The following is a 24,573-nucleotide window of genomic DNA, read 5'->3' as shown; positions in this document are numbered from 1 at the left end:
AAAAATCAGAAAAAAGGAACGATAAATTATGAAATTTTCAGAAAAGATATTAAATACCCCGTCCTCATTCATCCGAAATATTTTGAAAGTAACTGAATCAGATGATGTCATTTCTTTCGCAGGTGGGCTTCCGAACCCAATTTCTTTCCCAATCGAAGCGTTAAAGGCATCTGCGAACCATGCTATTACAGAAAACGGTAGTCGTCTATTCCAATACTCTTCTACACAAGGGTATGCGCCTTTACGTGAGTACATTGCTGCAAAATATCAACGTGTACATGGACTAGATATACATGCTGACGATGTATTTATTACTACAGGCTCACAACAAGCTCTTGAATTACTTGGGAAAGTACTTATTGACAAGGGTGATGGTATCGTTATTGAGGAGCCTGGTTATTTAGGTGCTATTCAAGCCTTCACATTAAGTGAGCCAACTTTCTATGGTGTAACACTTGAAAATGATGGATTAAACTTAGAAGAATTAGAGCATGCACTACAACAACCAAATGTAAAATTCGTTTATACAGTTCCAAATTTCCAAAACCCAACAGGTCTTACGTATTCTAAAGAAAAACGTCAGCAAATTTGCGAAATCATGGCAAAATATGATGTAGCGTTAATCGAGGATGATCCATATGGAGAATTACGCTTCCAAGGTGAGCCATTACCATACATTGGTGCTGGTAAATTAGAAAATAGTATTTTACTAGGTTCTTTCTCTAAAACAGTTACACCAGGAATGCGTCTTGGCTTTATCATTACAAAGAATAAAGAATTACTGCAACATATCGAAACAGCGAAGCAAGCCACTGATTTACACACAAATATTTTCTCTCAATATGTAATTTATGATTATCTAGCAAACAATGATTATATGGAACACGTTCAGAAAATTATAGCGTTATATAAAAATCAAGCAGATGCTATGCTCAATGCGATGGAGGAGTTTTTCCCAGCACATGTGGACTACACACGACCAGAGGGTGGAATGTTCATTTGGGCTACAATGAACAACGGCGCTTCGGCTGTGGATGTCTTCCATAAAGCGATGGATCAAAAAGTAGCCTTCGTACCTGGCGATCCATTCTACACATCAAAAACTGGTGTGAATACAATGCGCCTAAATTATACGAATGCAACACCTGAAGTCATCCGAGAAGGTATTAAACGCTTAAGTAGTATTTTATAAAAGGAAACTTTAATCCGTGGAGTGTTCTTTCTCCACGGATTATTAATTTAATACAAGAAAATCAGTACAACAAAAAAGCACCCCTCTTCGTGCGCTGTAGCGTCGAAAAGGGGTGCTTCACTTTAATCTGAAATTATTTTGTATACGTTAAAACTGCATTTTTCTTAAATTTCGCTAAAGCCTGTGTTGCTTCATCTTTATTTGTATACTCAAAAATCCGAACGTCCTTTTTATCAAATACTGTAATAACCCACATCATAATTTCTCCCTTCCAATTTGTTTTTGTAATATAACAACCACTTAAAACCGTGATACTTTTTTCTAACTGTTTTTAACAATCCCTTGCTTGATTCTTATTTTACGCCAATTTTTTTAAAAATAAAGCGTTATGTGAAGCCCTTCACAAACTGTTCAATTTCAAAACGCTTTCATTGAACAATTTGTGAAAATCGGATTTTTGAAGGCATAAAAACAGTTCTTTTTATGTTAGCTTCGTCACTTTTTATCCCTTATTAGCCTATCGTGGGTTTTCGACGGACCTAAGCAGTTTTCTTGATGAACCCGATCACTTCAGTTTCTATGAAATTTTCAATCCAACAGAAAAAGCCGTATGTACGCCTTTTCCACGACGCACATACGACTTTCCAATTCGATGATAATTAAGTAGTAGTAGTAGATTTTATTTCATAAGGTGAAACTTTAATCAGTGGGGTTTCTTTATCCGGCACTGATTATTAGCCTTCACCAATCGCGCAGTAACGGGCAGTTCATTACTGCCCGTTAATACGGGATAAGTTTTTATTTAGCAGAATGTTGCTTCTTGTTTTTTCGTTAATTCAATTTCAAAGCCTAAATCCTCAAGCATACGATAATCACTGTTTGCTTCTTGTCCTTCAGTTGTTAAATAATCCCCTACAAAGATACTGTTTGCTGCATATAACCCTAATGGCTGAAGCGACCCAAGATTGATTTCACGACCACCAGAAATACGAATTTCCTTTGTTGGATTAATATAACGGAACAACGCTAAAACCTTTAAACAATAGCGTGGATTTAATTCCTTCGTCCCTTCTAGTTTCGTGCCATCAATCGCATTTAAGAAGTTAACTGGAATGGAATCCGCGTCTAATTGATGAAGTGCACGTGCAATATTCACGACATCCTCTTTTGTTTCCTTCATACCAATAATGGCACCTGAGCAAGGTGATATTCCATGCTTTTTCGCTATTTCAACCGTATTAACACGATCTTCATACGTATGGGACGTAGTAATATAAGAGTGATGTCGTTCAGATGTATTTAAGTTATGATTGTAACGATCCACCCCTGCCTCTTTTAATTGCTGTGCCTGTTCTTCTTTTAATAAGCCAAGACATGCACATACTTTTAAGCCATACTTCTCTTTAATTTCTGTAACAGCTTCACTTACAACATTGACATCCTTTCGAGTTGGCCCACGACCACTCGCCACGATGCAATAAGTGCCAATTTTATTGTCAAATGCTCGTTTTGCCCCTGCTAAAATTTCTTCTTTCGTAATGAATGGATATTTATCAATCGGTGCTGTTGATTTAGATGACTGCGAACAATAGCCACAATCCTCTGGGCAATAACCGCTCTTAGCATTCATAATCATATTTAATTTTACTTTTTTCCCATAGTAGTGCTTACGAATAGCAAAGGCACCGTCCATCACCTTTAAAAGCTCATCATCATCACTATTTAAAATGGCAAGAGCCTCCTCATTGCTAATGATTTTCCCTTCAATAACTTCCTCTGCTAACTGTAACCAATTCATTTAAACATTCTCCCTCTCTACATGAACAATTTTTAAGGTTCTTGCTGAATTAAACACTTTGTAAAGTCGCTCGGCCAAAAATGCAGAAGCTATCGCTAAGCAAAAATCTGCAACAATACTGTTTAAAAAGCCAACTACTAAAATATGTGACCAGCTCGTTTTCATATGTAACCAGAAATTCAAGGACACATATAAATATGGAACTGCTACTGCATAAATAATAAAGAGCCCTACAATATTTGCACCGATAAAATGTTTTCTCGTTGGAGTATCCACTCTTTCAATCATAAAACCAATTACTAATGCGGCCAGTGCAAAGCCGATAAGGAAGCCAAATGTTGGTTGCAATACATAGGTGATGCCCCCACCTTGTGTAAAAACTGGCAAACCAACTAAACCAACGCCTATGTAGACGAGCTGACTTTGTAATCCATTGCGACTACCGAGCAAACAACCTGCTAAAAATACAAAAACAATTTGTAAAGTAAATGGCACCACTGGTAGCGGTATTTTAATAAATGCACCGATTGCGGTTAAAGCGGCAAACATCGCAATCATCACAAGTGACAGTGTTGATTGTCGTTTGAACAACTTACTCCCTCCCACTCCTCAAAGAATTCCGTGATCGTCTCTTTTGTTGTATCAATCATAAAACTCATTTCATCATCAGATATGACGTATGGAGGCATGAAATATAATATATTGCCGAGAGGACGAATCAGTAAGCCTTTTGCTAAGGCACGTTTATATATTTGATAGCCGATACGTTCCTCACTCGGTAGTGGCTCCTTTGTATCACGATTAGCGACTAATTCAATTGCGCCAACTAGTCCTACCTGTCGATATTCACCAACAAACGGCAACTCTTCAAATGCGTTCATAGCTAGTTTTCGCATACGATCACCCTTGTTTTGTATCATGTCGAGTACACTTTCCTCTTCAAACATTGTCAAAACTTCTAGAGCTACACGACATGCAAGTGTATTACCGGAATAGCTATGGGAGTGTAAAAACGCTTTCATTGTACCGTAATCATCATAAAAAGCGTTGTATACATCATCAGTCGTTAAAACTGCGGATAGTGGTAAATAACCACCTGTTAACCCTTTTGATAAGCACATAAAATCTGGAGCAATATCCGCTTGTTCGCAGGCAAATAATGTACCTGTTCGTCCAAAACCAACTGCAATTTCATCTGCAATAAAATGAACATCGTATTTCGTACAAAGCTCTCGTAATCGCTTCAAATATATTGGAGGATACATTTTCATACCCGCAGCTGCTTGAATGAGTGGCTCAATAATAACAGCTGTAATTTCCTCATGATGCTGACTAAGCTCCGTTTCAACAAACTGTATACATTGGGCTTGACAGCTTTCAGGATTCTCTTTAAAAGGACACCTGAAGCAATCCGGTCCTTGTGCGCGTACTGTATCCAATAAAAGCGGCTGATACACTTCGTTATACAGCCCTACTCCGCCAACAGATAACGCACCAAGTGTTTCACCATGATAAGCATCCGTTAAAGCTAAAAAACGCTTTTTCTTTGTTTTTCCCGTCTGCATATGATATTGAAAACTCATTTTTAGCGCGACTTCTATTGCAGACGAGCCGTTATCTGCAATAAATACTTTATTTAAACCATCTGGCGTTAAGGCGACTAATTTTTCTGCCACCTTAATCGCAGGTTCGTGTGAAAAATTCGCAAAGATCGTATGCTCTAATGTAAATGCTTGATCGCTTAATGCTTGACTTATACGCGGATTCGCATGTCCAAATAAATTGACCCACCAGGAAGATACGGCGTCTAAATAGCGCTTATTATTTTCATCGTAAAGCCATACACCTTGTCCTTTTTTAATAACAATTGGTGGAAACTGCTCATAGTCCTTCATTTGTGAGCATGGATGCCAAACATGCTGTAAATCTCTCTTCTGCAATTCAGTTAATACTTGTTTCATATTTGACCAACCTTTCAAACAAAGAAGTGTGTGAAATAGAGTAGTCAACAATCTGTGAAATATCCCCAAGCTTTGGAATCGTCGCATACGGCAAATCATGATGTTGTAGAATCGTTTTCACATTATCTTGTTCCATCTGACTACCTATGTCTCCATTAAATACAATGCCAAGAACCTCAATATTACGAGCATGTAATGCCTCAAGTGTAAGTAATGTATGATTAATTGTTCCTAGTGTTGTTCGTGTGACAAGTACAACCGGAAGCTTACTTTGAACGATTACATCAAGAAGCGTAATTTCTCCATATGTATCTAACGGGACAAACAGCCCCCCTGCTCCCTCACAAATCACGACATCGTTTGCTTGCTGTAACAACTGAATTTGCTGTAATAAATATTCCACATTTATTTGCTGTCCCTCCAGCTGTGCAGCAAAATGTGGTGATGCAGCTTCCTTAAACGAATAGCCATTTAAATTTTCTTGCTTTAGTCTTTGTAAAGAATACTTTTCATACATTGCTGTATCGTAGTAATAGCAATGTCCTTTCTCCTTAATTTCGCCAGTTTGCACCGGCTTATAAGGCGTGACTTGTAAATCATGCTTTTGTAATTGTCGCATCAGTAATGTAGTGATAACCGTTTTACCGACATCTGTATCCGTTCCAACAACCCAAAAATGTTGCATCGTTAACCTCCCCCTCTTTTAAGTTAACCTTTAACATTTTCTAAGTTAACACATATAATTTTATTTTGTAAATGCTATTTCCACATTTATTCAAAAACGGCCCTTTTCTTTGCAAAAAAATAGAGAATTTTGTGATAACTTAACCACTTTTTTCTTCACCAAAAAACACTAGATTCTTACCATGTGGCAAAATCTAGTGCTGGTTCATAGCTTCACTCTAATCAAGCTCCTATGAAACATTAATGTAGATTAGATGGAACTTAGAAAAAAACATAGAAAAATATACCATTTTATGTTTATATATTATTTGTAAATACACCCTTTATATAGAAGGAGCTTTCTAATGTCATATCTAGTGCAGTTACTTATTTTCGGCATAACAGGTTCGTTAGTATACTATGGTGTTTTCTATGGAACACCGCTATTAATTAAAAAGGGTGTTCCATTAATTTATGCTTTTTGGTTCTTTCTATGGTTTCCTGTAATGAGTTTGTTTCCAATCGCGTTACTACTGTATCATTTAGAGGGAAACACTTGGACATGGCAAAATTTTTTGGAAAGGTTTCGGTTCAACCCTTTAACAGAAAACGACTGGTATTGGGTTGTGGGAGCAATTGTTTTTACTATAATCTTTGACCAACTCCTCGAACCTTTAGGAAAGTTTTTTGCGAGATTTCCTATACTTGCCCCGCCAAGTTATCTTCCTGCTCCATTTAATCCATTAAAAAGAATGGAATTACCTCCATCAGAATTTTTTGGTGTTACGCTTTATGGGAATTGGAAAATGTTAACCATATTTATTCCATTACACCTTTTTGCTATGCTTAGTGAAGAAATAATGTGGAGAGGTTTTTTCCTTCCTATTCAGCAAGAGATTTTCGGAAACTGGGCTTGGGTAGTAAATGGATTACTTTGGGCATGGGTTATTCATGCTTGTCTGAAATGGCATTTTATCAATATGCTTCCTAGCATGCTAATTGCTCCATGGATCGCCCAATTTACTAATTCAACATGGGCTTCTTTTGCAACCCATTCTATTGGAAATAGTTTATTATGGATTTTATTATTTGGCGAATAGTAGAATCAAGTTGAACACTTTAGAAAAATAAAAACATCGTACGCGAAATCGTGTATTATTGAGGTTCCTACACCAATCAATAAGAAGGGATTTCGAATACGATGCTAGAACAGGATAACATAAAAACACGCATTAAGAAACCACGCCTTACACAGTTCCAACGTGGAGAACTTCAAGGCTACTTGAACGCTGGAATTACAAATAAGAGCGAGCTTGCGCGAAAACTCAAGGTTTCGCGTGGGACAATCTACAATGAACTCGCTCGTGGCACGACCACTCAAGTAAAGAAAATTAACGGAAAACATATCTACACGACGCAATATCTTGCGGAAACAGGTCAAGCTACAACTGATCGAAACGTGGCTCGTTCTCGTAAACCGTTGAAGTTTGAACGTGTGAAGGCATTCTTATCGTTCGTTGACGGACTGTTACTTGATCGCACAAAGACCATGTCTCCAGATGCGATTGTTGGTCTCGCGAAGCTCAAAGGGTTGTTTTCTCCGGAGGAAATGGTCTCAACAAAGACGCTTTATCACTATATCGCGCTTGGTCTTCTAAAAACTCGAAACAGTGACCTTCTCTTAAAGGTACGTCGAAATACCAAGAGTACTAAGAAAACGCACCGCCCGAATAAGACGGTTCTCGGTAAAAGTATTGAAGAACGTCCTGATAGCGTTGAATCTCGTGAAGAATTCGGTCATTTTGAAATTGACTCCGTCGTAGGGCGCAAGGATAAAGAAGATGATGTGCTATTAACCTTGATTGAACGTAAAACCCGTCGTGAATTCATTGTAAAAATGGACGGGAAAGACGCTGATTCAGTTAACTACGCACTCTCTTCAGTCCTCAAAGAATTTGGTGAATATGCATCTACTGTCTTCAAATCAATCACGGCAGATAATGGTTCTGAATTCGCGGGGTTGTCAGAAATGTTTGGTGATAGGATAGATATCTATTTCACTCATCCTTATTCTTCATGGGAGCGTGGAACGAATGAGAACCACAACGGAATCATCCGTCGTTTCATTCCTAAAGGACATGCGATTGAGGATTATAGCCGGACGCAGATTCATATGGTTGAGGAAGCTATGAACAACCTACCAAGAAAAATGTTTGACTACAAGACACCAAATGAACTGTTTGAGGAGGAACTCCAGAAACTTGTCGCTTAAAGATTGCGGGGACACCCCGCACCCCTTGAGCCTCCCTCGAAACAGAAAAGTCTCCTGTTCATCAGTCAGCAGCAAATCCTAACCTGTATTGGCTAAATCCGCAAGGGAAAGCGCCTTGCAGATCTAGCCAACACAGGTTGAACGACCTATGCCGACCGACGAACAGAAGACAAAGGAACCTCTGGGGTGTTTTTGAAAAAAGTGTTCAACTTGTAATTGTAATTTAGGGATTTTATTATTTGTGGGAATAATTAAAAAAACTAAATCTCAAAATATAAACTCAATTTGATTTTTCAACTTTAAAAGTCTTGTTACATAAGTAAGTGTAGCAAGATTTATTTTTTATAAACACACAATCACCGCTATCTAAAGTCATACTAAACCTTTACGCTCCAGAGCATTTTATTAATTTCTGAGTATTTCCGGAAATATAAAGGGTTTTACTCTTCGTTCGTAGTATTAAACTAAACGGGGGTGGCTGTATGTTTGGTATTTTTAAAGAATCAGAAAAAATTATTGATACTTATGAGCATGTTAGTTTTATTTTAAAATCCTTGCTCACATACGAGCTAAAAGACTTACCTATTCGCTATGAGTTTTGGTATCGTGTGGCAATTCGTCAGGAAGAATTGCGAACGTTATTTACCGAGCATCGAGCAAAGATCTCCATGACTACAGCAGTAGGACGATTTCACCAAACACAATACGAGGGGACGAAACAAAAGTTAGCAAAACTTGAACGTCTCGCAGATATGTATAAATCGTTTTGTATTGAGGAAGAAAGAGAGGCATTAAATCATCGACTCTATTTTCAAAAAGAAGCAATTACTGAGCTATATGAGCATGTCCAAAATAAAGAGCTATATGTGTATTGCGATGCTGTACAGCAACAATTTTGGGCTGCAGTGAGTGAAGACATATTAAATGCAATAGCCCACCTAGATTAAGTAGGTGGGTTATTGCAAGGACAAATATTATTTAATTCCCTCACATGAATCGAAATAAAAGCATGAAAATGGTCGACTTCACCTTGTACAACAATTCCCTCAATCAGTTAACCCTTCTACTAAAAGATATTCTTCTGAAAGCCCTATAACTTGAAACATTTTCCTCTTTAATCCGTAAATATACAAAGAGAGGAAGTGAATGACAATAAATATTAACATATATAAAGGTGGCTATGTAGAGAACGAAGCCATTATTTCAAACATTGAATTTCAAGTAAATAGTGGTGAGCTCGTTGGGTTAATTGGTTCCAATGGGGCAGGCAAAAGTACAACTTTGCAAGCAATGATGGGTGTATTACCAATAGTGGATGGTCAAGTGACAATAGGAACTTACGGCTACGTACCAGAAAGACCCATTTTGTATGAGTATTTTACATTGTGGGAGCATATCGACTTTTACATGCGTGTAGCAGGTAAGGAAAATTCTTTAACAAATCATGCGAAAGAATTACTGGAAATTTTTCAATTGGACCATAAGCTACACGATTATCCAACAACATTTTCCAAAGGTATGCAGCAAAAAGTGATGCTTATTTTAGCGTTTCTTGACAAGCATTCTACCTATATTTTAGACGAACCATTTATGGGACTAGATCCGCAGGCAATGCGTAAGCTATTAACGATTTTAGAAGAATTAAAAATGCAAGGTGCCGCCATTTTAATGAGTACACATGCACTCGATACGGCCGAAAAAATATGTGATCGTTTCATCTTGATTGATCATGGGCGAATTTTACAGCAAGGTACACTTGCATCATTACGCTTAGCGGTGAAACAGGACAATGCATCTCTTCTAGATATTTTCGACACACTACTTGAGGAAAATCACCATGACTAGTTTATTGCGGCAACGAAGAAAATTAGAGCGCTCCTATAACTTTAAGCTTTTGGCAAACATTATCGATTGGACAGTCGCCTTATATGTTGTTGTGCCAGCAATAGTCATTGGCTTTTTCCTTTATAAAGACTTTATCTTAAATATAAGTACATCATGGGTCATACATATTCCGTTAGTGTTTATTATTGTACTGTTATTTCTTATTACACGAATCGAAACTATTCGTACTTATTTACAACGAGCCGATCGTCTTTTTTTAATCCAAAACCGAAAACAAATGGTACGGTTAAAACAAGCTGGTCTTTATTGGTCGTTAAGTAAGCACCTAATTTTACTTAGTACTGTACTTGCTCTATTAGCACCCATTTTTATAATCGTTCATCATGTAAAAATATTTGAATTACTTATTTTACTTCTACTACTATTTACGAATAATTATACAAACGTACTTTTACAATTAAAGCTTCATAAATGGCAGCAGCTAGTAAGTAATATTTTTATGTGTATTCTAGGTACAGTTTGCTTTTTATATGTACCAGTTATTATCACAGCACTTATTTACTTAATACTTCTTGTTTATTGCACAAGCTATTATAATAGACATTTTGTTTATAGCACTAAATATTTTGATAAGCAAGTGGAGCTCGATCAAACGGCTTTTCATAAATGGCAAAGTCTTTTATTCCAGATTGCTCCTGAGCTTCGAAGTCAGTTAGTACCGAAATTAAAAAAGCCTCGCCTACTATGGAAAAATTCAAAGCGTATGTTTAGACGTTCCGATTATTTTATAGAGGAAATAGTATGTAAAACGATGCTTCGCCAAAAACAGTATCTCTTCGGCTATCTGCGTTTTTTATCAATGGGTATCGGGCTAACTATAATTGTGCCGTCTTGGGCGAAAATTATTATACTTGTAATTCTTTATTTTACTTTACGCTCTATGATGCAATCGGTGATCCAACAAATTTTCGAGCATAAAATTTGGTCAATCTTTCAAGTAAACAATGAACAAATTAATGCAGCAAACAGCCGGCTGCTAAAGGGATTTGTAAATCTCCCGGTGTTATGTGTCTTTGTTATCTTAGTTATTTTTACTCTTGTAAATTAAGGGTCATCATCATAATGTGGGGGTGATTTCCATTCCGAATGCGCAGTGTTTGTCGCAACGGAAATCAATTTATATATTTAAACAGGTGCCAGCATAGTTTGCTGGCACCTGTTGTTTCTTATTTATTATCTTCCATTCCTTGGAGTAGCATTTTTCTAAATTCCTGTGCTTGGTCGGCTTTAATTGCTATATTGTTATAACGTTTTTTAAGCCCAAACATGAAAGTCACTTCCACAGGCTCCTTCATTTTTAAAATAAACTGTGGATGTACTTCAGCAAAATCACGTGCTATAAAGTCAATTGTATCCTTGGATAATTTCCCTTCCAATTGTTCCTTATCCTCAATTAGCTCTTCAATCTGTTCAAAGCGAACCTCTGCTCTTTTCATCAATCCTAAAGACAAATACAATTTATCAGATGTTACATGGACAGGATTTAAACGAATCGCCTGCATATCCGCTATAAAAAATAGAACAGAGTATACATTTAAGATAAGCAATAGAATAGAAAGAACTATCGATTTCTCATGTAGCCACCAATGAATCCCGATTGTTTCAATGACTATTCCATGGATTAGCATAATGATAAAGGCAATATAGCTCGAGTTTTTATGCAAGGTTAAACCAGGTTGCTCTTTTCTCTTCCAACTTGCAAAAGCGTAGTAAAGTACTACAAAATCTGAGCAAAACACTTGGATAATAGTATGCTTAGGTGCATGTTTTTCAACTGCTTTTGGAAATGAGAACAAATCTGGTAAATTAGTTGATCGTACATCCGCTAGAATTCTCGGCATGTAACGAACAAGGGTTGCAACTAGTAAAATTTCGAATAGGATAATCGTACCTTCAATTGCAAAACCTGCCCAAGTCACTGCAACAAATGGTTGCAGATGTTCTACCGGAATAATAAAACGAGCTGCTATACAACCAGCTGCTGCTAAAATAACCGCTTGTTTTATAGAAAACTTTCCTTTATACAGCAGAAATAAAACAGGCATTACAAGAACAAAATCAATTAATGAGCCAATAACAACTCCATTTGTTTCAGAAGGTAACATCGATATTCCAAAACCAGTATTATAAAGCGTGTAATTGCTAGCAATTACGGCTAACAAAAATGCTAACCATAGATTTTGCTTTTTCTTTAATGCAACCATGTTAAATCTCCCCTTTTTTCAAATGAATTTCATTTATTTCAATTATAATTCCTTCCTTTAATACAATTTGATTGAGCTTCTGAACAATATCTTTTAATTGCACAATCTCACTTATCTCAAGCTTTGAATAATATCTCGAAATAATAAATTGTTTTATTTCTTCCTCTCGTTCAAAATACTTAATGCCTGAAGTATCAAGACTTACAAATATTTCACGTCGGTTTTCAGGATTAATGCTCCGAATTACATAATGCTGCTCTTCAAGTTTACTAACCAGCTGTCCGACAGCACTAGACGTTATATTCATATAATTTGCAATCTGTCCAATCGTCACTTGGCTATTTTTATTAATGAAATCTAATAAAATTATTTGTTTAGGGGATAATTCATCACTAATTAAATTTTGATGTAACTTTATGAAATGACTATCCATCGAATAAATAGCTTCATTTATTTCTTCCACAAGCTTATATATAAGTTTTTCATCCTTTGTCATCACTAAATCAATCCTTTAAGTAAAGTTAATAGTAAAGGTATCTTTACTATTAACTTTACTTTATTTCAAATGGTCATTATTGTCAATATGTATAATAATAACAATCATCACCATAAAGTGTGGTTGATTTCCGTTCCAACTGGGCGCTTTGTAGCTTTCGCGCAGAGCAGAGCTTCCTGGGGGCGTCCGATGAGCCGCTTGGGCCAACAGGATGTTGGTCACGAAGGCGTTATCACAGGATGTGATGGTTTTAGCCTTCGTTCCTCTATTCGCTAATCCCCAAGGAGTCGCCCAGTCTCCACTCCAATCAACTTATATATGGCATCCGTTTTATCAAATGTCATCCACTACTTTTGCAGATGATTCAATAATAAACAGCATGGTCTATTCCGTTAATTTTCAAGAATATTTCACATTTAATGATTAAGATGAGGCAATTCATATTTGTTTCTCTTTCACGGATATCCCCATGCTTCACGAAATTATGCTCAGCTATTCTTTATCAAAAAATTGTTTACGATAAACATGAGGGGAGTATCCTGTATATTTCTTAAACTTTTCAATATAATAACTTACTGTACTAAAGCCTGTTGTTGTAGCAATTGTAGTGATAGATTGCTCACTATCACGTAATAACTCCATACTTTTGCGAAGACGATAGTATAGTAAGTATGTGAATGGTGTCATGCCGACCATTTTTTTGAAAAATCGACTACATTCTGCACGGCTTAGAAAAACATGTGCAGCTAAATTTTCTAAAGAAATCTTCTCTTGATAATGAGCATGTAAATAATCAAGCATCTCCTTAGCTCGATCATGCTGGACAATAATTGCCGGATCCAGTATTTCTTCTGTTAGCATTGATTGTGACAAAATGGTTTCCCAAATGACTAATAGCTCTCGCCATACCTTTAACTCATAAAAAACGGCTTGCTCTTGCAGTAATTTCGCCAAGAATCCAATTTTTTGCGCCAATTGGTCTGAAAGCTTTACATAAGGCAGTCTATTGCTCGTTATATACGGCAGCACATATTTAGAGGAGAAAATACTGTCCTTGTGTCCGCCTAATATCACTGGGTTCACGTTAATACAGAAAATTGTAGCCCGCTCTATTTGAAAAGGCTTTGCTTCATGTAAACAAGAAGCATTGACAAATAACCCCTCTCCCTCCTCAAGTACAAAGATATCTGCTCCTACTCTGTATTCCACACGACCACTTTTCACATAGACAAATTGAATTTCCTTATGCCAATGTAACGGTAAAAAATCCATACTATCTAATCGCAAAACTGTCTCATATAAGGCAACTGGAAATTCCTTCGTCCCATGCAACGTTAGTTCTTGTAAATCCTTCGCAATTTTAATATGAGTTAACGCCATTACTTAGATCACCTCAATATATTGATATTTTTAATCTTATAAATCGATATTTATTGCGCATAGTATTCCTTATAATAGCTTTATATTGATAGTTTAGGAGATGTTTTAAGATGAATCAATCTGCACAGAAAAATCGTACTATTGGTTTTATTTTAGTCATTCTTGGGGCAAGTTTTTGGGGTATTGGTGGTACCGTAGCACAAAAGCTATTTCAGCAGGAAAATATAGAGGTTGGCTGGCTCGTTTCCAGTCGTCTTCTTTTAGCTGGCATATTACTGATAACTGTCTATAAAATGACACATCGTAAAGAGTCTATTTTTGTGATGTGGCGAACAAAGCAAAATGCTTTTAGACAAATATTATTTAGTTTACTTGGAATGCTAGCGGTTCAATATACTTATATGATGTCGATTTCTATAGGCAACTCTGCTGTAGCGACATTATTACAATACTTAGCACCGCTCTTTATTATGGCCTATTATTTAATAACGAAGCACAGTCAATTGACAAGGCAGGATGGGATAGCTGTGACACTAACACTTATCGGTACATTTTTATTACTAACAAATGGTTCGTTATCTACACTTTCTGTGCCATCCATGGCAGTTTTTTGGGGGATTTTATCTGGTCTTTCAGCTGCTTTTTATACGTTATATGCCGTCTCACTTTTACAACAATTTCATTCACTGTTAGTTGTAGGCTGGTCAATGCTTATTGGTGGGATTGTGATGAGTCTTTTCCATCAACCATGGCAAATTGATATGTCAAACTGGGCATTTTCGACAATCGCATACTTTCTATTTATCGTGGTTTTTGGGACAATGCTAGCATTTTGGTTTTATATTGCAAGTTTGCATTATTTAGCGCCAAAAGAAACTAGTTTACTTGGTAGCCTAGAGCCTCTAACTGCTGTTGTTACAAGTGTTTTCTGGCTTAAAATTGCCTTTGGTGGTTTTCAGTTTATTGGGACGATGCTAATTCTCTTCATGATTTTATACCTCACAGTTTTTCAGAAAAAGAATAGCAAGGAAAACTTAACCAATTTAGGATAATTACAAAATTATTAGTTATAAATTCCTACCCATAATATATAAACTATGAATTTCCACATAAAATTTACATATTATTTATATCCTTTTTCCTTAGCTGTCTATTATACTGAAAATATCATCTTTCAAGGGGGTATTTTTATGGATAAAAAGGTTATTTTTTTCGAGGTTCGTGGCGGCACAGATAAGGGCCCTGACGGCTATCGACAAGATACAATGCCAATGGTGAATGCGCTAAAACAACGTGGACAGGATGCAGAGGTCATTTTCTTTGATGTTACAAAAAAAGAGGAAATTTTTAATTACGTCAAAGAACAAGGTATTGCCTATGTATCACGTATTAATCCAGGAAACTTACAGCATGAAAAAGAGTACTTTGATATGTTGCGTGAACTATGTAATGAGGGTGTCATCGGTATGCCACACCCTGATGCAATGATTGGTTATGGTTCTAAAGATGCATTATCAAAGCTGTCCTCAACGAATTTAGTGCCGGATGATACATTTGCTTATTATACAATTGAAGCATTTAAAGCTCAGTTCCCTACTTCTCTTGCTATTACTGAACGCGTCCTAAAGCAAAATCGTGGATCGACGGGCGAAGGTATTTGGCGAGTTAAATTGGTTGAACCTCTTGCTGAGGGAATTACAACAGTGCCACTTGATGCGGAGATCAAATGTACAGAAGCAAAGGATAATCATGTGGAATATTGGAAACTTAGCGACTTCATGACGTTCTGTGAGCAATATATTACAGGTCCAAATGGCATGCTAATTGATATGCGCTTCCTTCCTCGTATTACTGAAGGTGAAATCCGCTTATTAATGTTACGAGATAAACCCGTTCACGTAGTACATAAAAAACCGGCAGATTCTGAAGACGCATTTAGTGCAACACTTTTCTCAGGCGCGCAATATCGCTATGATGCACCAGAGGATTGGGAAGAGCTTGTCCATAACTTTTTAAAACAGCTACCTCTTGTAACTAGTTTACTGGGTAATTATGCATTACCACTTATATGGACTGCCGATTTCATGCTTGATACAAACGAAGCTGGCGAAGATTGCTATATTTTAGGGGAAATGAATTGTTCATGTGTAGGCTTCACTTCTGAACTTTCTTTAGCACATCAAGTAGCAGAAGAAATTTTAGCCTGTATCCAAGAAAATGCCGAGATTTCAGCATAAAATGATACAAGATAAACGAAAAAGTGCGATCTCTTAGGATCGCTCTTTTCATATATAAATCTTAATCGCTTGTATAAATTCATAGATAAAATATCCGGCAAAGCAAATAAGTAATACACCCGCTACCATTGTAAGCATCTTAATGACCTTACGACTCATCGCTTTACGGGTAACCGAAACAATGGTCATCAAGCCAATATCATGCAACAATATGCCACTCAGAACACCTGCAGCGATCACTAAAAAGTTTGCTGACTCTCCCTGCCCATAAGATTTAGCTAGTACAACGCCAAAAACATTTACCCAGAATACTAGATTTCCAGGTGAAACAGCAACTAGTAAACCATTACGATAAGAAGTAAAAAATGATTTTGTTACTTTCTCCCCTGCAAGCGTAATATCATGATCAGCATTTTTTATAGAATCCAGCCCTAGAAGGAATAAAAAGCCTGCCCCTATAATCCACATAGGAATTTGAATGATAGGCATTGCTAAGATGGACGCTAGTCCCATATACAATGCAAAAACCAATACAATATCAATTGTCATACCACCAAGCCCGACAGCCCAACCATGCATAAAGCCATTTTTTAGTCCTTGCTTTGTCATTTCTACTGTGATGGCACCAACAGGCATGGCAATCGCAAGACCTACCAATACATACGCTACATATAAACTCAAATAAACACTTCTTTCATGCAATAAGATAAGTTTCATACGTCCGTTTATAATCGCATTATAGCATAAAAATACATATAATGTTATTTTTATTAATAAATATTCATTTTTTATATGCTCGTACTTTATTTATTTGTATGAAATTATTGGGATACCTATTCTTATTGCTATTAAAGTTTTTAAATTCTTATCTGAGTTTTTTAGTTGCGGACTGCTTTCTCTTTACTCTTAGAGCATTTGCTTTTTCCATTGTGATAGTACGTCGTTGGATTTCGCGATGTCCACTTTTAATGCAACCTGTTTAGCAGAGCAACGTTTTTTAGCCTTTTCCCAGGCTTCTTCTAGAGCAGGTAAATAGCTTAAATTTTTTGTAGCTGCGACAAGCTGTAAAAAAATATTCCCCTGAATGTAGTACCAGCGAGGGTTCATATTATCTAACTGAATAGCTTCTTCAATAAGACGTAATGCTAAATACGGACTGCCTTCATTTCGACTTAAAAACTGTGCGAAGGCTCCCCAGTAAAGGGCTTTATTTGGCTGTAGTTTTATCGCTTCCGCATATTGCACAAGTGCTTTATCATGCTCCTTTGCAAGAGCAAAAAATTCAGCCATTGTATAATATGCATTCGCTTGTGCCTCGACCGATCCTGCTAATAATTCATCTACTACTTTACCGAATTGCTGATCATCCTCACTTCCTATGTATGCAGCTAGTACATCGCGCTCTGGATAGGATCCATCTGTCCGTTCAACACTTTGCTTCACTTTTTCAGCTGTAGGAACTGGCATATTTGCATAACCGTTCGCCTCTAGCAACGCGACGTGCTGTTGTATTGTTAGAAATGATTCATGATCTGTAAACGTACTATTAGCTAACAGTGCTTTCGCTAATTGATAGCTTTCTTTCACATGACCATTTAAAAATAATTCATTTATTTGTTGGACTTGCTCATCAAACTGTTTGATCACTATATAAATCCTCACCTTCACTATAAGAAAAGTCTTATAGGTATTTTACCATCTTTAAATCTAAAACAAACTAAATAGCAATAATTTTTCTACAATTCTTTTAATTCAAGAATAATTCACCAGACCACACCAAAAAGAAAAGTCTGTTCATTGTACATTCTATCCTCCAGTTGTTAGGACTAACTTAATAGCAAGGCACTATTTTAGAATCACTTTAAAGAACGGTAATTTAAATGATACATCATTATTAGGATGACATTTGGTAGAACATATACTATGTAAATAAGTTGAGTGGAGACTGGGCGACTCCTTGGGGATCAGCGAATAGAGGAACGAAGGCTAAGAACATCACATCCTGTGATAACGTCTGACCAACATCCTGCCGCTGCCGCTTCGTTAGCACTACGCTTTCGCGCAAAAAACATCTGTTGGCCCAAGCGGCTCATCGGACGCCTGCAGGAAGCTCTGCTCTGCGCGAAAGCGAAGCGTCAGCGGCAAATGTTTTCTGTAGCGAAAGCAAAGGGACAGCTACAAATGTTTTATCTGTGCGAAAGCGAAGCGTCAGCAACAAAGCGCCCAGTTGGAACGGAAATCAACACCTACGTTATGACGATAATCCAAAATGAAAAAACATTGGATAATGTTCTGAATTATGAGATAATTGAAGTGTATTTTCATTTATTGAAGGTATGTAAACTATATAGGAGGGCGGCTTGCTATGAATAGACGTTTTCATTTTGTATCGCTTATTATTGGAAATTTGTTAACATTAGGAGCTATTTTCATTTATGCTATGCAAAGTCAAGTGGATGTGGCCCTCAGCACTTACGCCCTCGTAATGGGGTTCTTAAGTGTATTACTACTAATCTTTTTTTATTTATGGGGGGATGAAAAACAACAAATATCGAAACATTTTTCTAAATAACTTGCATGACTTAAAACTACAGTTTTAGTGACCCAAATTTTTTAAAAGCTTGTTGAACAAAAAAGAAATTTTCCCCGTTAAGGGAATTTTTTTTTCATGAAAAGCTTCGTTTTTCGTGGTATTCCCCTCTTAATACGGCTAATTGTTGTTGAAAAATAAAAAATTTTGTAGAAAATTTAAAAAGAATGATTGAGTAGTAATTCAATTTTCTGTATAATCAGCTTGTTTGACAATACTTATATGAATTTGGGGGTAGACAATTGGGTAAAGCATTGATTATAGGAGCTGGCGGAGTAGCCAGTGTTGTGGTACACAAGTGTGTTCAAAATTCGGACGTATTTGAGGAGATTTGTATCGCAAGTAGAACTGTTTCAAAATGTGACGCTCTAAAAGAAAAACTAGATGGCGGAAAAACAAAGATTCATACCGCACAGGTAGACGCAGACAATACGGAAGAGGTTATTGAGCTGATTAAAGCTTTTGGACCGGAAGTTGTTATTAATGTAGCACTACCTTATCAAGACTTAACGATTATGGATGCTTGCTTAGCGACGGGTGTACACTATGTGGATACTGCAAACTACGAGCCACCTGAAACGGCAAAATTTGAATATAAATGGCAATGGGCTTATAAAGAGAAGTTCGAAAAAGCTGGCTTAACTGCTTTACTTGGTAGCGGTTTTGACCCAGGTGTAACGGGCGTTTTCACAGCTCATGCACAAAAACATGAATTTGATGAAATCCACTACATTGATATTGTGGATGCAAATGCTGGTGATCACGGTTACCATTTCGCAACAAACTTCAACCCGGAAATCAACATTCGTGAAATTACTGCGAATGGTCGTTACTGGAAAGAAGGCGAGTGGGTTGAAACTGCACCACTTGAGAAAAAAGAGGTTTATAACTTACCAGAAATCGGACCAAAAGATATTTACCTTTTATACCATGAAGAACTAGAATCGCTTGCTAAAAACATTAAAGGCTTAAAGCAAATCCGTTTCTGGATGACATTCTCTGAAAAATACTTAACTCATTTAAAAGTATTAGAGAATGTTGGTATGACTTCTATCGAGCCTATCGAATTTGAAGGACAAATGATTCAACCAATTCACTTCCTTAAAGCTGTACTGCCTGATCCAGCTTCACTTGGACCACGTACAAAAGGAAAAACTAACATCGGTTGTATTATTCGTGGTCTAAAAGATGGTAAGGAAAAAACTTATTACGTGTACAATGTTTGTGACCACGAGGAATGCTATAACGAAGTTGGTTCACAGGCAATTTCATACACAACTGGTGTACCAGCAATGATTGGTGCAATGCTTGTGATGAATGGTGAATGGCGTAAACCTGGCGTTTGGAATGTTGAAGACTTCAATCCCGATCCATTCATGGATGCACTAAATAAATGGGGTCTACCATGGCAAGAAAGCCATAATCCAGAATTACTTGACCTTGAGTTAGATGCAAAGGAATTAAGTCGATGAAGCCAATTGATTTCTCAAAAGTTCCATCCCCTTCTTACGTTGTGGATGAACGATTATTAACAAAAAATCTAGAACTTTTAAAATCGATTCAAGATCGAACAGGCTGTCGTATTTTACTTGCCTTAAAAGGGTTTTCCATGCATTCAACATTCCCATTAGTGGGTGAATATTTAGCCGGGATTACATCAAGCTCATTATTTGAAGCTCAACTCGGCTATGAAAAAATGGGCAAAGAAGTTCATGTCTATGCACCTGCTTACGTGGAACATGAAATGGACGAGCTTCTTGGCTATGTTGATCATATTGTGTTTAATTCATTTAACCAATGGAATCAATATAAAGACAAAGTAAAATCTGCTGGTAAAACAATTGAATGTGGTATTCGTATCAATCCAGAGTACTCTGAAATTGAAACAGCACTTTACGACCCTTGCTACACGAATTCTCGTCTTGGCACAACATTAGCCAACTTCGACAAGTCACAGCTTGAAGGTATTGATGGCTTACACTTCCATGCAATGTGTGAGCAAAACTCCGATACATTAGAGCGTATTATACAAGTTGTAGAAGAAAAATTTGGTGATGTCTTACATCAAATGAAATGGCTAAACTTTGGTGGAGGTCACCATATTACTCGCGAGGATTATGATGTAGAGAAGCTTGTGAATATCATTAATTATATTCAAGACAAGTATAACCTTCTTGTATATTTAGAGCCAGGTGAAGCTGTTGCACTTAATACAGGTTATTTAGTAGCAACTGTTCTTGATGTACAGAAAAACGGTATGGACCTAGCAATTTTAGATACATCAGCAACTTGCCATATGCCAGACGTTCTAGAAATGCCATACCGCCCAATGATTATCGGTTCTGGTCAACCGAATGAGCTTGCTTACACATATCGCCTAGGCGGGCTTACATGTCTTGCTGGCGATGTAATTGGTGATTATTCATTTGAACAACCTTTACAACCAGGCGATCGTCTAGTATTTACTGATATGGCGCATTACTCAATGGTGAAAAATCATATGTTTAATGGCGTAAATCTTCCATCAATCGTTTCTTATAACGATGAAGAAGGCATTAAAGTCATTCGTGAATTTAAATTCGAAGACTATAGCCGCCGACTTTCATAATAAGCTGAAACTATTTTAAATAGTGAACCCTTATATAAGGTCACACAATATATGTATAGAAATTAAAAGGATAGAAGAGCTTAAGAAATTAGCTCTATCTATCCTCTTTTTGTACCACATCTGGGTCCAGTTATATTTAAATATCAATTTAAGTTGAAGGAGTATATCGAAGCTATTTATACAGAATTTCTAAAATATCTGCAACAACTTGATAAAGCAGGACTATTATCTTTAAAACTCAAGGAATTGCTTATTCATTAGGGGTGATAAAAGTGCGTTAATCTACATTTCGTCGTTAACACACTTTTATCTTCTCTTTTTTATTTAGTTAAATGTGGTTAACTCTTCTGAAATAGAATTTAAAAAATCTTTCTCAAACACAATATAGTATTTACCATCTATCATTTTCGATTGTATTCCCTCACTTAAAGATAACAATTTTAAGGATTTAATTTCCATTTTATTCTCTAACAAATGATCAAATGATGTATTGGCTTCTATTTTAGTAGTAAGTTCTTTTAATTGAGTTTGGGGGATTTCGTTTTTTGTTTTATTAACAACAGCATGAATGAGGTTTAATAGGTTTTCTTCATCGAATTCGTATCTTTTTCCCTCTGAAGCAGCCATCATTAATGCCACAATCTCTTCTCCATTCAAACGATTCGCCCCTTTTTTGAATTCAAATGCCTCTCTGGATATAGCTCTTACTCGAATATCTTCTGGCAAGTCGTAATCTATACCATTCACTGAATCAATCAACGTTGAAAGGGTTGCTATATCCATAACAGCATAATAATCAATTGTTAAACCAAATAGCTTAGAAACTGTTGTTCTTACATTTTCAGCTCCTCCCGAACCGTCAACATAAGCAAATGTCAATTTATCATATGAAGTAGTTCCATTATTCTTATCCAAAATCGGAGCATAAGTATCACGAGGGATAGACAGAACTTTCACCATCTTCTTATCTTTACTATAAGAAAGTAAAAGGTTAACATGTATTCTATTATTCTCATCTTTCACCGTAAATAGAGTCGTGAAAATCTCGTCTTCTTGTAATACTGTTCCGCTTGGATCACTTCTGTTATATTCTTTATTAAAGTTTCCATGAAAAATCGATGGAATAAACAAAAATATACACAAGCCTATTACTAATAAAGAAACTGTAAGTGGAGCGAATTTTTTTGAAAAAGAAACAAGAGACTTGTTATGTGTATTATTATTCTTCTCCAGTTTATCAATTTGTTCAAATACTTCATTACGATCTTCTTTCGTAAATCTTAGTTCTTGTTCAGACATATTATAAAATTTATCTCTTAATCGTTTATCTGCCATTAAGTTCTGCCTCCTTTATCATCGACTCTAATCTTTGTTTTGCTCTTCTTAATCTAGTTTTCACTGTATTAACTGGAATATCCAAAACTTCGGCAATTTCCTCTGTCTTTAATGAATCATAGTAATATAGATAAACCACTTCCCGATACACTTTCGGAAGAGAAAATATCGTATCTTTTATTTCTTCATTATTGTATTTATCGATAACCGTTTTTTCTGTTGATGGTAAAATTGACTTTGCTGTTTCATTTATAAAACTTTTTACCTGTACCATTTTGTAATTCCAACTTTTTAAATAATCTTTACATTCGTTAATTGTTATACGATAGAGCCAAGTTTTTATTTGTGCGTCAAATCGAAACGAATCAAGATTCTTGTAGCATTTGATAAACGTATTTTGAACCACATCCTTAGCAATCTCTGTATCTTTCACATAAGAAAATGCCAATCGTACCAACTCATTACCATATTCAATCATCATTTTTTCTAATATGAAATCTTTTTCTTCTCTGTCCAATCTACTACCCTCCCTTTCAATCTACTTCAAATTCTGCTATTAGACGACTATCAAATCGTAATAGGTTCAATTTTTAAAAAATATTTATTTTAACAAAGATTCTCTTTTAATCGGCGTGTTCAATATTTAATTGATTTTTATAAATATTCCATAAAAAAAGATCCATACAATTATAGCTGAAATAAAAAACCTGTATCTTAGATTTACCAAGTAATCATAGATACAGGCTTATTGTTTATAATTATTCCTTATTCCATTAAACTACTCCGTTAGCCATCCATGTAGCGCAAAAACCAGCGATACACCACAGAGAATGAAAGATTATTTCGTTCTTTCATGGGAATTAAATAATACTTTTTGATTGACGCTCTCAATGTGCTGAAAGAAGTTAAATTGTCTGTAGTAGTCGATGGTGCAATTTCTTTCATCCTAAGCCGGTATTCTCCTAGGGTTAATATGTTCCCATCCTAATGGAGAGGATTCTTTATGGCTGCATATTCATCCAACTATCAACATGATGAATGGCAAAACCATTATAGCTTTTTTTATTTGCATATTGTTGATGAACTTGTGCTAACTGTTTATTCATATAGGCTTCTCCATCATCATAGAAGGTAATATTTTGTCCTTCATCAGAGGCTCCTATTTCCACACCAATTACAATTGATTTCTTTACTTTTTTTGCATAGTTTATTTCATGTTCTACAATATTTATAATATCTTTAGCAGCATCTCGATAAGCCATTATCGAAACACTTTCCACTTGGTCAATCACCCAATCAGCTAATAACCCTTTACCAAATTGGTTTTTGTAAGTAATTTCGTCAAACCAAAATGGCATATCAACTTCCAATGGCAAGGGTAATCGATCGGTATCCCCTTTCGCTCTAGTAAGAAGCGCTTGATAGGATTCAATTGTTTTCGCTTGGTTCGAGCTCCAACCACTATTTAAGTAGGGCTCTACATCAAGATGAACGCCAGAAAATTGCTCTGTTGCTGCTGCATTTTCATTATATGTATGTAACCAATCAAACAGCTGATCCTGCATTTTATAGCCCTCTGTTGAAACCCAACTTTCAGAACCATCTAACGCGTATACTTTTATACCTTTTACCGTTGCTTTATCGATAAAACTTTTGTAATAGTTAATAGCTATATCACTATTAATTTGTAAATATAATTTATTAACTTGTTTGCTTTCTAAAAATGAGAGTACTCCTGATTCATCTTCGACAATCCTCGTCGTATCCCATAACCAGGTAGCCCTATCTTGCATGGCCATTGCGTCTACCTTCCCCATTGATAATCCTAGCGTACTTACAATTGTTACTATAAAAACAATGATTGCTTTTGATAGTAAACGACTTACCATATATTACATCTCCATTCTATTTGCCGAGGCTCATAGAACAGAA

The 24,573-nt window shown here is 36.2% G+C and carries 24 protein-coding genes; 11 read left to right on the top strand and 13 right to left on the bottom strand.

Going from position 1 to position 24,573, the window contains the following annotated elements:
- The first annotated feature begins 28 nt into the window (after positions 1 to 28).
- Positions 29 to 1,192, top strand: coding sequence for an aminotransferase-like domain-containing protein (locus tag JNUCC51_RS21295; RefSeq protein WP_337989648.1), 1,164 nt, complete (start codon positions 29 to 31; stop codon positions 1,190 to 1,192).
- 133 nt (positions 1,193 to 1,325) lie between these two features.
- Here JNUCC51_RS21295 and JNUCC51_RS21290 read toward each other — a convergent pair whose 3' ends face one another.
- From JNUCC51_RS21290 to bioD, 5 genes are all read right to left on the bottom strand, one after another.
- Positions 1,326 to 1,448, bottom strand: a complete 123-nt coding sequence (locus JNUCC51_RS21290) for a hypothetical protein (protein WP_255350007.1) — start codon at positions 1,446 to 1,448, stop codon at positions 1,326 to 1,328.
- Positions 1,449 to 1,994: 546 nt separating this feature from the next.
- Entirely contained in the window at positions 1,995 to 2,990 is a 996-nt protein-coding gene (gene bioB, locus JNUCC51_RS21285; protein WP_337989647.1) for a biotin synthase BioB, read from the bottom strand.
- Positions 2,991 to 3,581, bottom strand: a complete 591-nt coding sequence (locus JNUCC51_RS21280; protein WP_337989646.1) for a biotin transporter BioY — start codon at positions 3,579 to 3,581, stop codon at positions 2,991 to 2,993.
- Complete coding sequence (gene bioA, locus JNUCC51_RS21275; protein WP_337989645.1) at positions 3,548 to 4,951, bottom strand: adenosylmethionine--8-amino-7-oxononanoate transaminase; 1,404 nt, start codon at positions 4,949 to 4,951, stop codon at positions 3,548 to 3,550. The genes JNUCC51_RS21280 and bioA overlap by 34 nt, the downstream gene beginning before the upstream one ends.
- The gene (bioD, locus tag JNUCC51_RS21270) at positions 4,932 to 5,636 is read right to left on the bottom strand and encodes a dethiobiotin synthase (RefSeq protein ID WP_337989644.1); all 705 of its coding nucleotides are present in this window, start codon (positions 5,634 to 5,636) and stop codon (positions 4,932 to 4,934) included. The genes bioA and bioD overlap by 20 nt, the downstream gene beginning before the upstream one ends.
- 343 nt (positions 5,637 to 5,979) lie before the next feature.
- On the opposite strand from bioD, the gene JNUCC51_RS21265 reads away from it, so the two are divergent.
- The 5 genes from JNUCC51_RS21265 (at position 5,980) to JNUCC51_RS21245 (ending at position 10,839) form a co-directional block, all read left to right on the top strand.
- Positions 5,980 to 6,714: a CPBP family glutamic-type intramembrane protease gene (locus JNUCC51_RS21265; protein WP_337989643.1), complete on the top strand. Its 735-nt coding sequence runs from the start codon at positions 5,980 to 5,982 to the stop codon at positions 6,712 to 6,714.
- Between the two features lie 101 nt (positions 6,715 to 6,815).
- A complete protein-coding gene (locus JNUCC51_RS21260; protein WP_337989642.1) occupies positions 6,816 to 7,886 on the top strand; it encodes an IS30 family transposase in 1,071 nt (356 codons plus the stop codon).
- A gap of 482 nt (positions 7,887 to 8,368) precedes the next feature.
- Positions 8,369 to 8,833 (top strand): hypothetical protein, encoded by a 465-nt coding sequence (locus JNUCC51_RS21255; RefSeq protein ID WP_337989641.1) that lies wholly within the window; start codon positions 8,369 to 8,371, stop codon positions 8,831 to 8,833.
- A gap of 199 nt (positions 8,834 to 9,032) precedes the next feature.
- Positions 9,033 to 9,731 (top strand): ABC transporter ATP-binding protein, encoded by a 699-nt coding sequence (locus JNUCC51_RS21250; RefSeq protein WP_337989640.1) that lies wholly within the window; start codon positions 9,033 to 9,035, stop codon positions 9,729 to 9,731.
- Positions 9,724 to 10,839: an ABC transporter permease gene (locus JNUCC51_RS21245; protein ID WP_337989639.1), complete on the top strand. Its 1,116-nt coding sequence runs from the start codon at positions 9,724 to 9,726 to the stop codon at positions 10,837 to 10,839. Before JNUCC51_RS21250 ends, JNUCC51_RS21245 begins: the two co-directional genes overlap by 8 nt.
- Before the next feature lie 118 nt (positions 10,840 to 10,957).
- On the opposite strand, the gene JNUCC51_RS21240 is transcribed toward JNUCC51_RS21245, so the two are convergent.
- The 3 genes from JNUCC51_RS21240 to JNUCC51_RS21230 all read right to left on the bottom strand — a co-directional run bounded on the left by JNUCC51_RS21240 (position 10,958) and on the right by JNUCC51_RS21230 (position 13,871).
- Positions 10,958 to 11,995 carry a beta-carotene 15,15'-monooxygenase gene (locus JNUCC51_RS21240; protein ID WP_337989638.1) on the bottom strand — a complete coding sequence of 346 codons (1,038 nt, stop codon included), beginning with the start codon at positions 11,993 to 11,995 and terminating at the stop codon, positions 10,958 to 10,960.
- A gap of 1 nt (position 11,996) precedes the next feature.
- Positions 11,997 to 12,491, bottom strand: coding sequence for a MarR family winged helix-turn-helix transcriptional regulator (locus JNUCC51_RS21235; RefSeq protein WP_337989637.1), 495 nt, complete (start codon positions 12,489 to 12,491; stop codon positions 11,997 to 11,999).
- A gap of 492 nt (positions 12,492 to 12,983) precedes the next feature.
- The gene (locus tag JNUCC51_RS21230) at positions 12,984 to 13,871 is read right to left on the bottom strand and encodes an AraC family transcriptional regulator (protein WP_337989636.1); all 888 of its coding nucleotides are present in this window, start codon (positions 13,869 to 13,871) and stop codon (positions 12,984 to 12,986) included.
- 110 nt (positions 13,872 to 13,981) lie between these two features.
- On the opposite strand from JNUCC51_RS21230, the gene JNUCC51_RS21225 reads away from it, so the two are divergent.
- Positions 13,982 to 14,923 carry an EamA family transporter gene (locus JNUCC51_RS21225; protein ID WP_337989635.1) on the top strand — a complete coding sequence of 314 codons (942 nt, stop codon included), beginning with the start codon at positions 13,982 to 13,984 and terminating at the stop codon, positions 14,921 to 14,923.
- A 138-nt stretch (positions 14,924 to 15,061) separates the two neighbouring features.
- Positions 15,062 to 16,108 carry a Cj0069 family protein gene (locus JNUCC51_RS21220; RefSeq protein WP_337989634.1) on the top strand — a complete coding sequence of 349 codons (1,047 nt, stop codon included), beginning with the start codon at positions 15,062 to 15,064 and terminating at the stop codon, positions 16,106 to 16,108.
- A 48-nt stretch (positions 16,109 to 16,156) separates the two neighbouring features.
- Here the strand turns inward: JNUCC51_RS21220 and JNUCC51_RS21215 are convergent, their stop codons facing one another.
- Complete coding sequence (locus tag JNUCC51_RS21215) at positions 16,157 to 16,789, bottom strand: LysE family transporter (RefSeq protein WP_337989633.1); 633 nt, start codon at positions 16,787 to 16,789, stop codon at positions 16,157 to 16,159.
- A gap of 225 nt (positions 16,790 to 17,014) precedes the next feature.
- Positions 17,015 to 17,755 carry a tetratricopeptide repeat protein gene (locus JNUCC51_RS21210; protein ID WP_337989632.1) on the bottom strand — a complete coding sequence of 247 codons (741 nt, stop codon included), beginning with the start codon at positions 17,753 to 17,755 and terminating at the stop codon, positions 17,015 to 17,017.
- Positions 17,756 to 18,473: 718 nt separating this feature from the next.
- Between JNUCC51_RS21210 and JNUCC51_RS21205 the strand changes: the two genes are divergently transcribed.
- The 3 genes from JNUCC51_RS21205 to nspC all read left to right on the top strand — a co-directional run bounded on the left by JNUCC51_RS21205 (position 18,474) and on the right by nspC (position 21,306).
- The gene (locus JNUCC51_RS21205; RefSeq protein ID WP_337989631.1) at positions 18,474 to 18,680 is read left to right on the top strand and encodes a hypothetical protein; all 207 of its coding nucleotides are present in this window, start codon (positions 18,474 to 18,476) and stop codon (positions 18,678 to 18,680) included.
- 260 nt (positions 18,681 to 18,940) lie between these two features.
- A complete protein-coding gene (locus JNUCC51_RS21200; RefSeq protein WP_268635603.1) occupies positions 18,941 to 20,170 on the top strand; it encodes a saccharopine dehydrogenase family protein in 1,230 nt (409 codons plus the stop codon).
- On the top strand, positions 20,167 to 21,306 hold the full coding sequence (gene nspC, locus JNUCC51_RS21195) for a carboxynorspermidine decarboxylase (protein WP_337989630.1): 1,140 nt from the start codon (positions 20,167 to 20,169) through the stop codon (positions 21,304 to 21,306). Before JNUCC51_RS21200 ends, nspC begins: the two co-directional genes overlap by 4 nt.
- A gap of 324 nt (positions 21,307 to 21,630) precedes the next feature.
- Here the strand turns inward: nspC and JNUCC51_RS21190 are convergent, their stop codons facing one another.
- The 3 genes from JNUCC51_RS21190 to JNUCC51_RS21180 form a co-directional block, all read right to left on the bottom strand.
- A complete protein-coding gene (locus JNUCC51_RS21190; RefSeq protein WP_337989629.1) occupies positions 21,631 to 22,641 on the bottom strand; it encodes an LCP family protein in 1,011 nt (336 codons plus the stop codon).
- Entirely contained in the window at positions 22,631 to 23,158 is a 528-nt protein-coding gene (locus tag JNUCC51_RS21185; protein ID WP_337989628.1) for a sigma-70 family RNA polymerase sigma factor, read from the bottom strand. Before JNUCC51_RS21185 ends, JNUCC51_RS21190 begins: the two co-directional genes overlap by 11 nt.
- A gap of 484 nt (positions 23,159 to 23,642) precedes the next feature.
- Positions 23,643 to 24,530 carry an amidase gene (locus tag JNUCC51_RS21180; RefSeq protein WP_337989627.1) on the bottom strand — a complete coding sequence of 296 codons (888 nt, stop codon included), beginning with the start codon at positions 24,528 to 24,530 and terminating at the stop codon, positions 23,643 to 23,645.
- Positions 24,531 to 24,573: the final 43 nt, after the last annotated feature.

Origin of the sequence: Lysinibacillus sp. JNUCC 51, assembly GCF_015999525.1 — a bacterium.
Taxonomy (GTDB): Bacteria; Bacillota; Bacilli; order Bacillales_A; family Planococcaceae; genus Lysinibacillus; species Lysinibacillus xylanilyticus.
This window is presented reverse-complemented; position numbering and strand designations above follow the sequence as displayed.

What these genes read in the sequence shown, in the direction of transcription:
- JNUCC51_RS21295 (WP_337989648.1), top strand. Translation starts at nt 29, where the DNA reads ATGAAATTTTCAGAAAAGATATTAAATACCCCGTCCTCATTCATCCGA.
- JNUCC51_RS21290 (WP_255350007.1), bottom strand. Translation starts at nt 1,448, where the DNA reads ATGTGGGTTATTACAGTATTTGATAAAAAGGACGTTCGGATTTTTGAG.
- bioB (WP_337989647.1), bottom strand. Translation starts at nt 2,990, where the DNA reads ATGAATTGGTTACAGTTAGCAGAGGAAGTTATTGAAGGGAAAATCATT.
- bioA (WP_337989645.1), bottom strand. Translation starts at nt 4,951, where the DNA reads ATGAAACAAGTATTAACTGAATTGCAGAAGAGAGATTTACAGCATGTT.
- bioD (WP_337989644.1), bottom strand. Translation starts at nt 5,636, where the DNA reads ATGCAACATTTTTGGGTTGTTGGAACGGATACAGATGTCGGTAAAACG.
- JNUCC51_RS21265 (WP_337989643.1), top strand. Translation starts at nt 5,980, where the DNA reads ATGTCATATCTAGTGCAGTTACTTATTTTCGGCATAACAGGTTCGTTA.
- JNUCC51_RS21260 (WP_337989642.1), top strand. Translation starts at nt 6,816, where the DNA reads ATGCTAGAACAGGATAACATAAAAACACGCATTAAGAAACCACGCCTT.
- JNUCC51_RS21255 (WP_337989641.1), top strand. Translation starts at nt 8,369, where the DNA reads ATGTTTGGTATTTTTAAAGAATCAGAAAAAATTATTGATACTTATGAG.
- JNUCC51_RS21250 (WP_337989640.1), top strand. Translation starts at nt 9,033, where the DNA reads ATGACAATAAATATTAACATATATAAAGGTGGCTATGTAGAGAACGAA.
- JNUCC51_RS21245 (WP_337989639.1), top strand. Translation starts at nt 9,724, where the DNA reads ATGACTAGTTTATTGCGGCAACGAAGAAAATTAGAGCGCTCCTATAAC.
- JNUCC51_RS21240 (WP_337989638.1), bottom strand. Translation starts at nt 11,995, where the DNA reads ATGGTTGCATTAAAGAAAAAGCAAAATCTATGGTTAGCATTTTTGTTA.
- JNUCC51_RS21235 (WP_337989637.1), bottom strand. Translation starts at nt 12,491, where the DNA reads ATGACAAAGGATGAAAAACTTATATATAAGCTTGTGGAAGAAATAAAT.
- JNUCC51_RS21230 (WP_337989636.1), bottom strand. Translation starts at nt 13,871, where the DNA reads ATGGCGTTAACTCATATTAAAATTGCGAAGGATTTACAAGAACTAACG.
- JNUCC51_RS21225 (WP_337989635.1), top strand. Translation starts at nt 13,982, where the DNA reads ATGAATCAATCTGCACAGAAAAATCGTACTATTGGTTTTATTTTAGTC.
- JNUCC51_RS21220 (WP_337989634.1), top strand. Translation starts at nt 15,062, where the DNA reads ATGGATAAAAAGGTTATTTTTTTCGAGGTTCGTGGCGGCACAGATAAG.
- JNUCC51_RS21205 (WP_337989631.1), top strand. Translation starts at nt 18,474, where the DNA reads ATGAATAGACGTTTTCATTTTGTATCGCTTATTATTGGAAATTTGTTA.
- nspC (WP_337989630.1), top strand. Translation starts at nt 20,167, where the DNA reads ATGAAGCCAATTGATTTCTCAAAAGTTCCATCCCCTTCTTACGTTGTG.
- JNUCC51_RS21190 (WP_337989629.1), bottom strand. Translation starts at nt 22,641, where the DNA reads ATGGCAGATAAACGATTAAGAGATAAATTTTATAATATGTCTGAACAA.
- JNUCC51_RS21180 (WP_337989627.1), bottom strand. Translation starts at nt 24,530, where the DNA reads ATGGTAAGTCGTTTACTATCAAAAGCAATCATTGTTTTTATAGTAACA.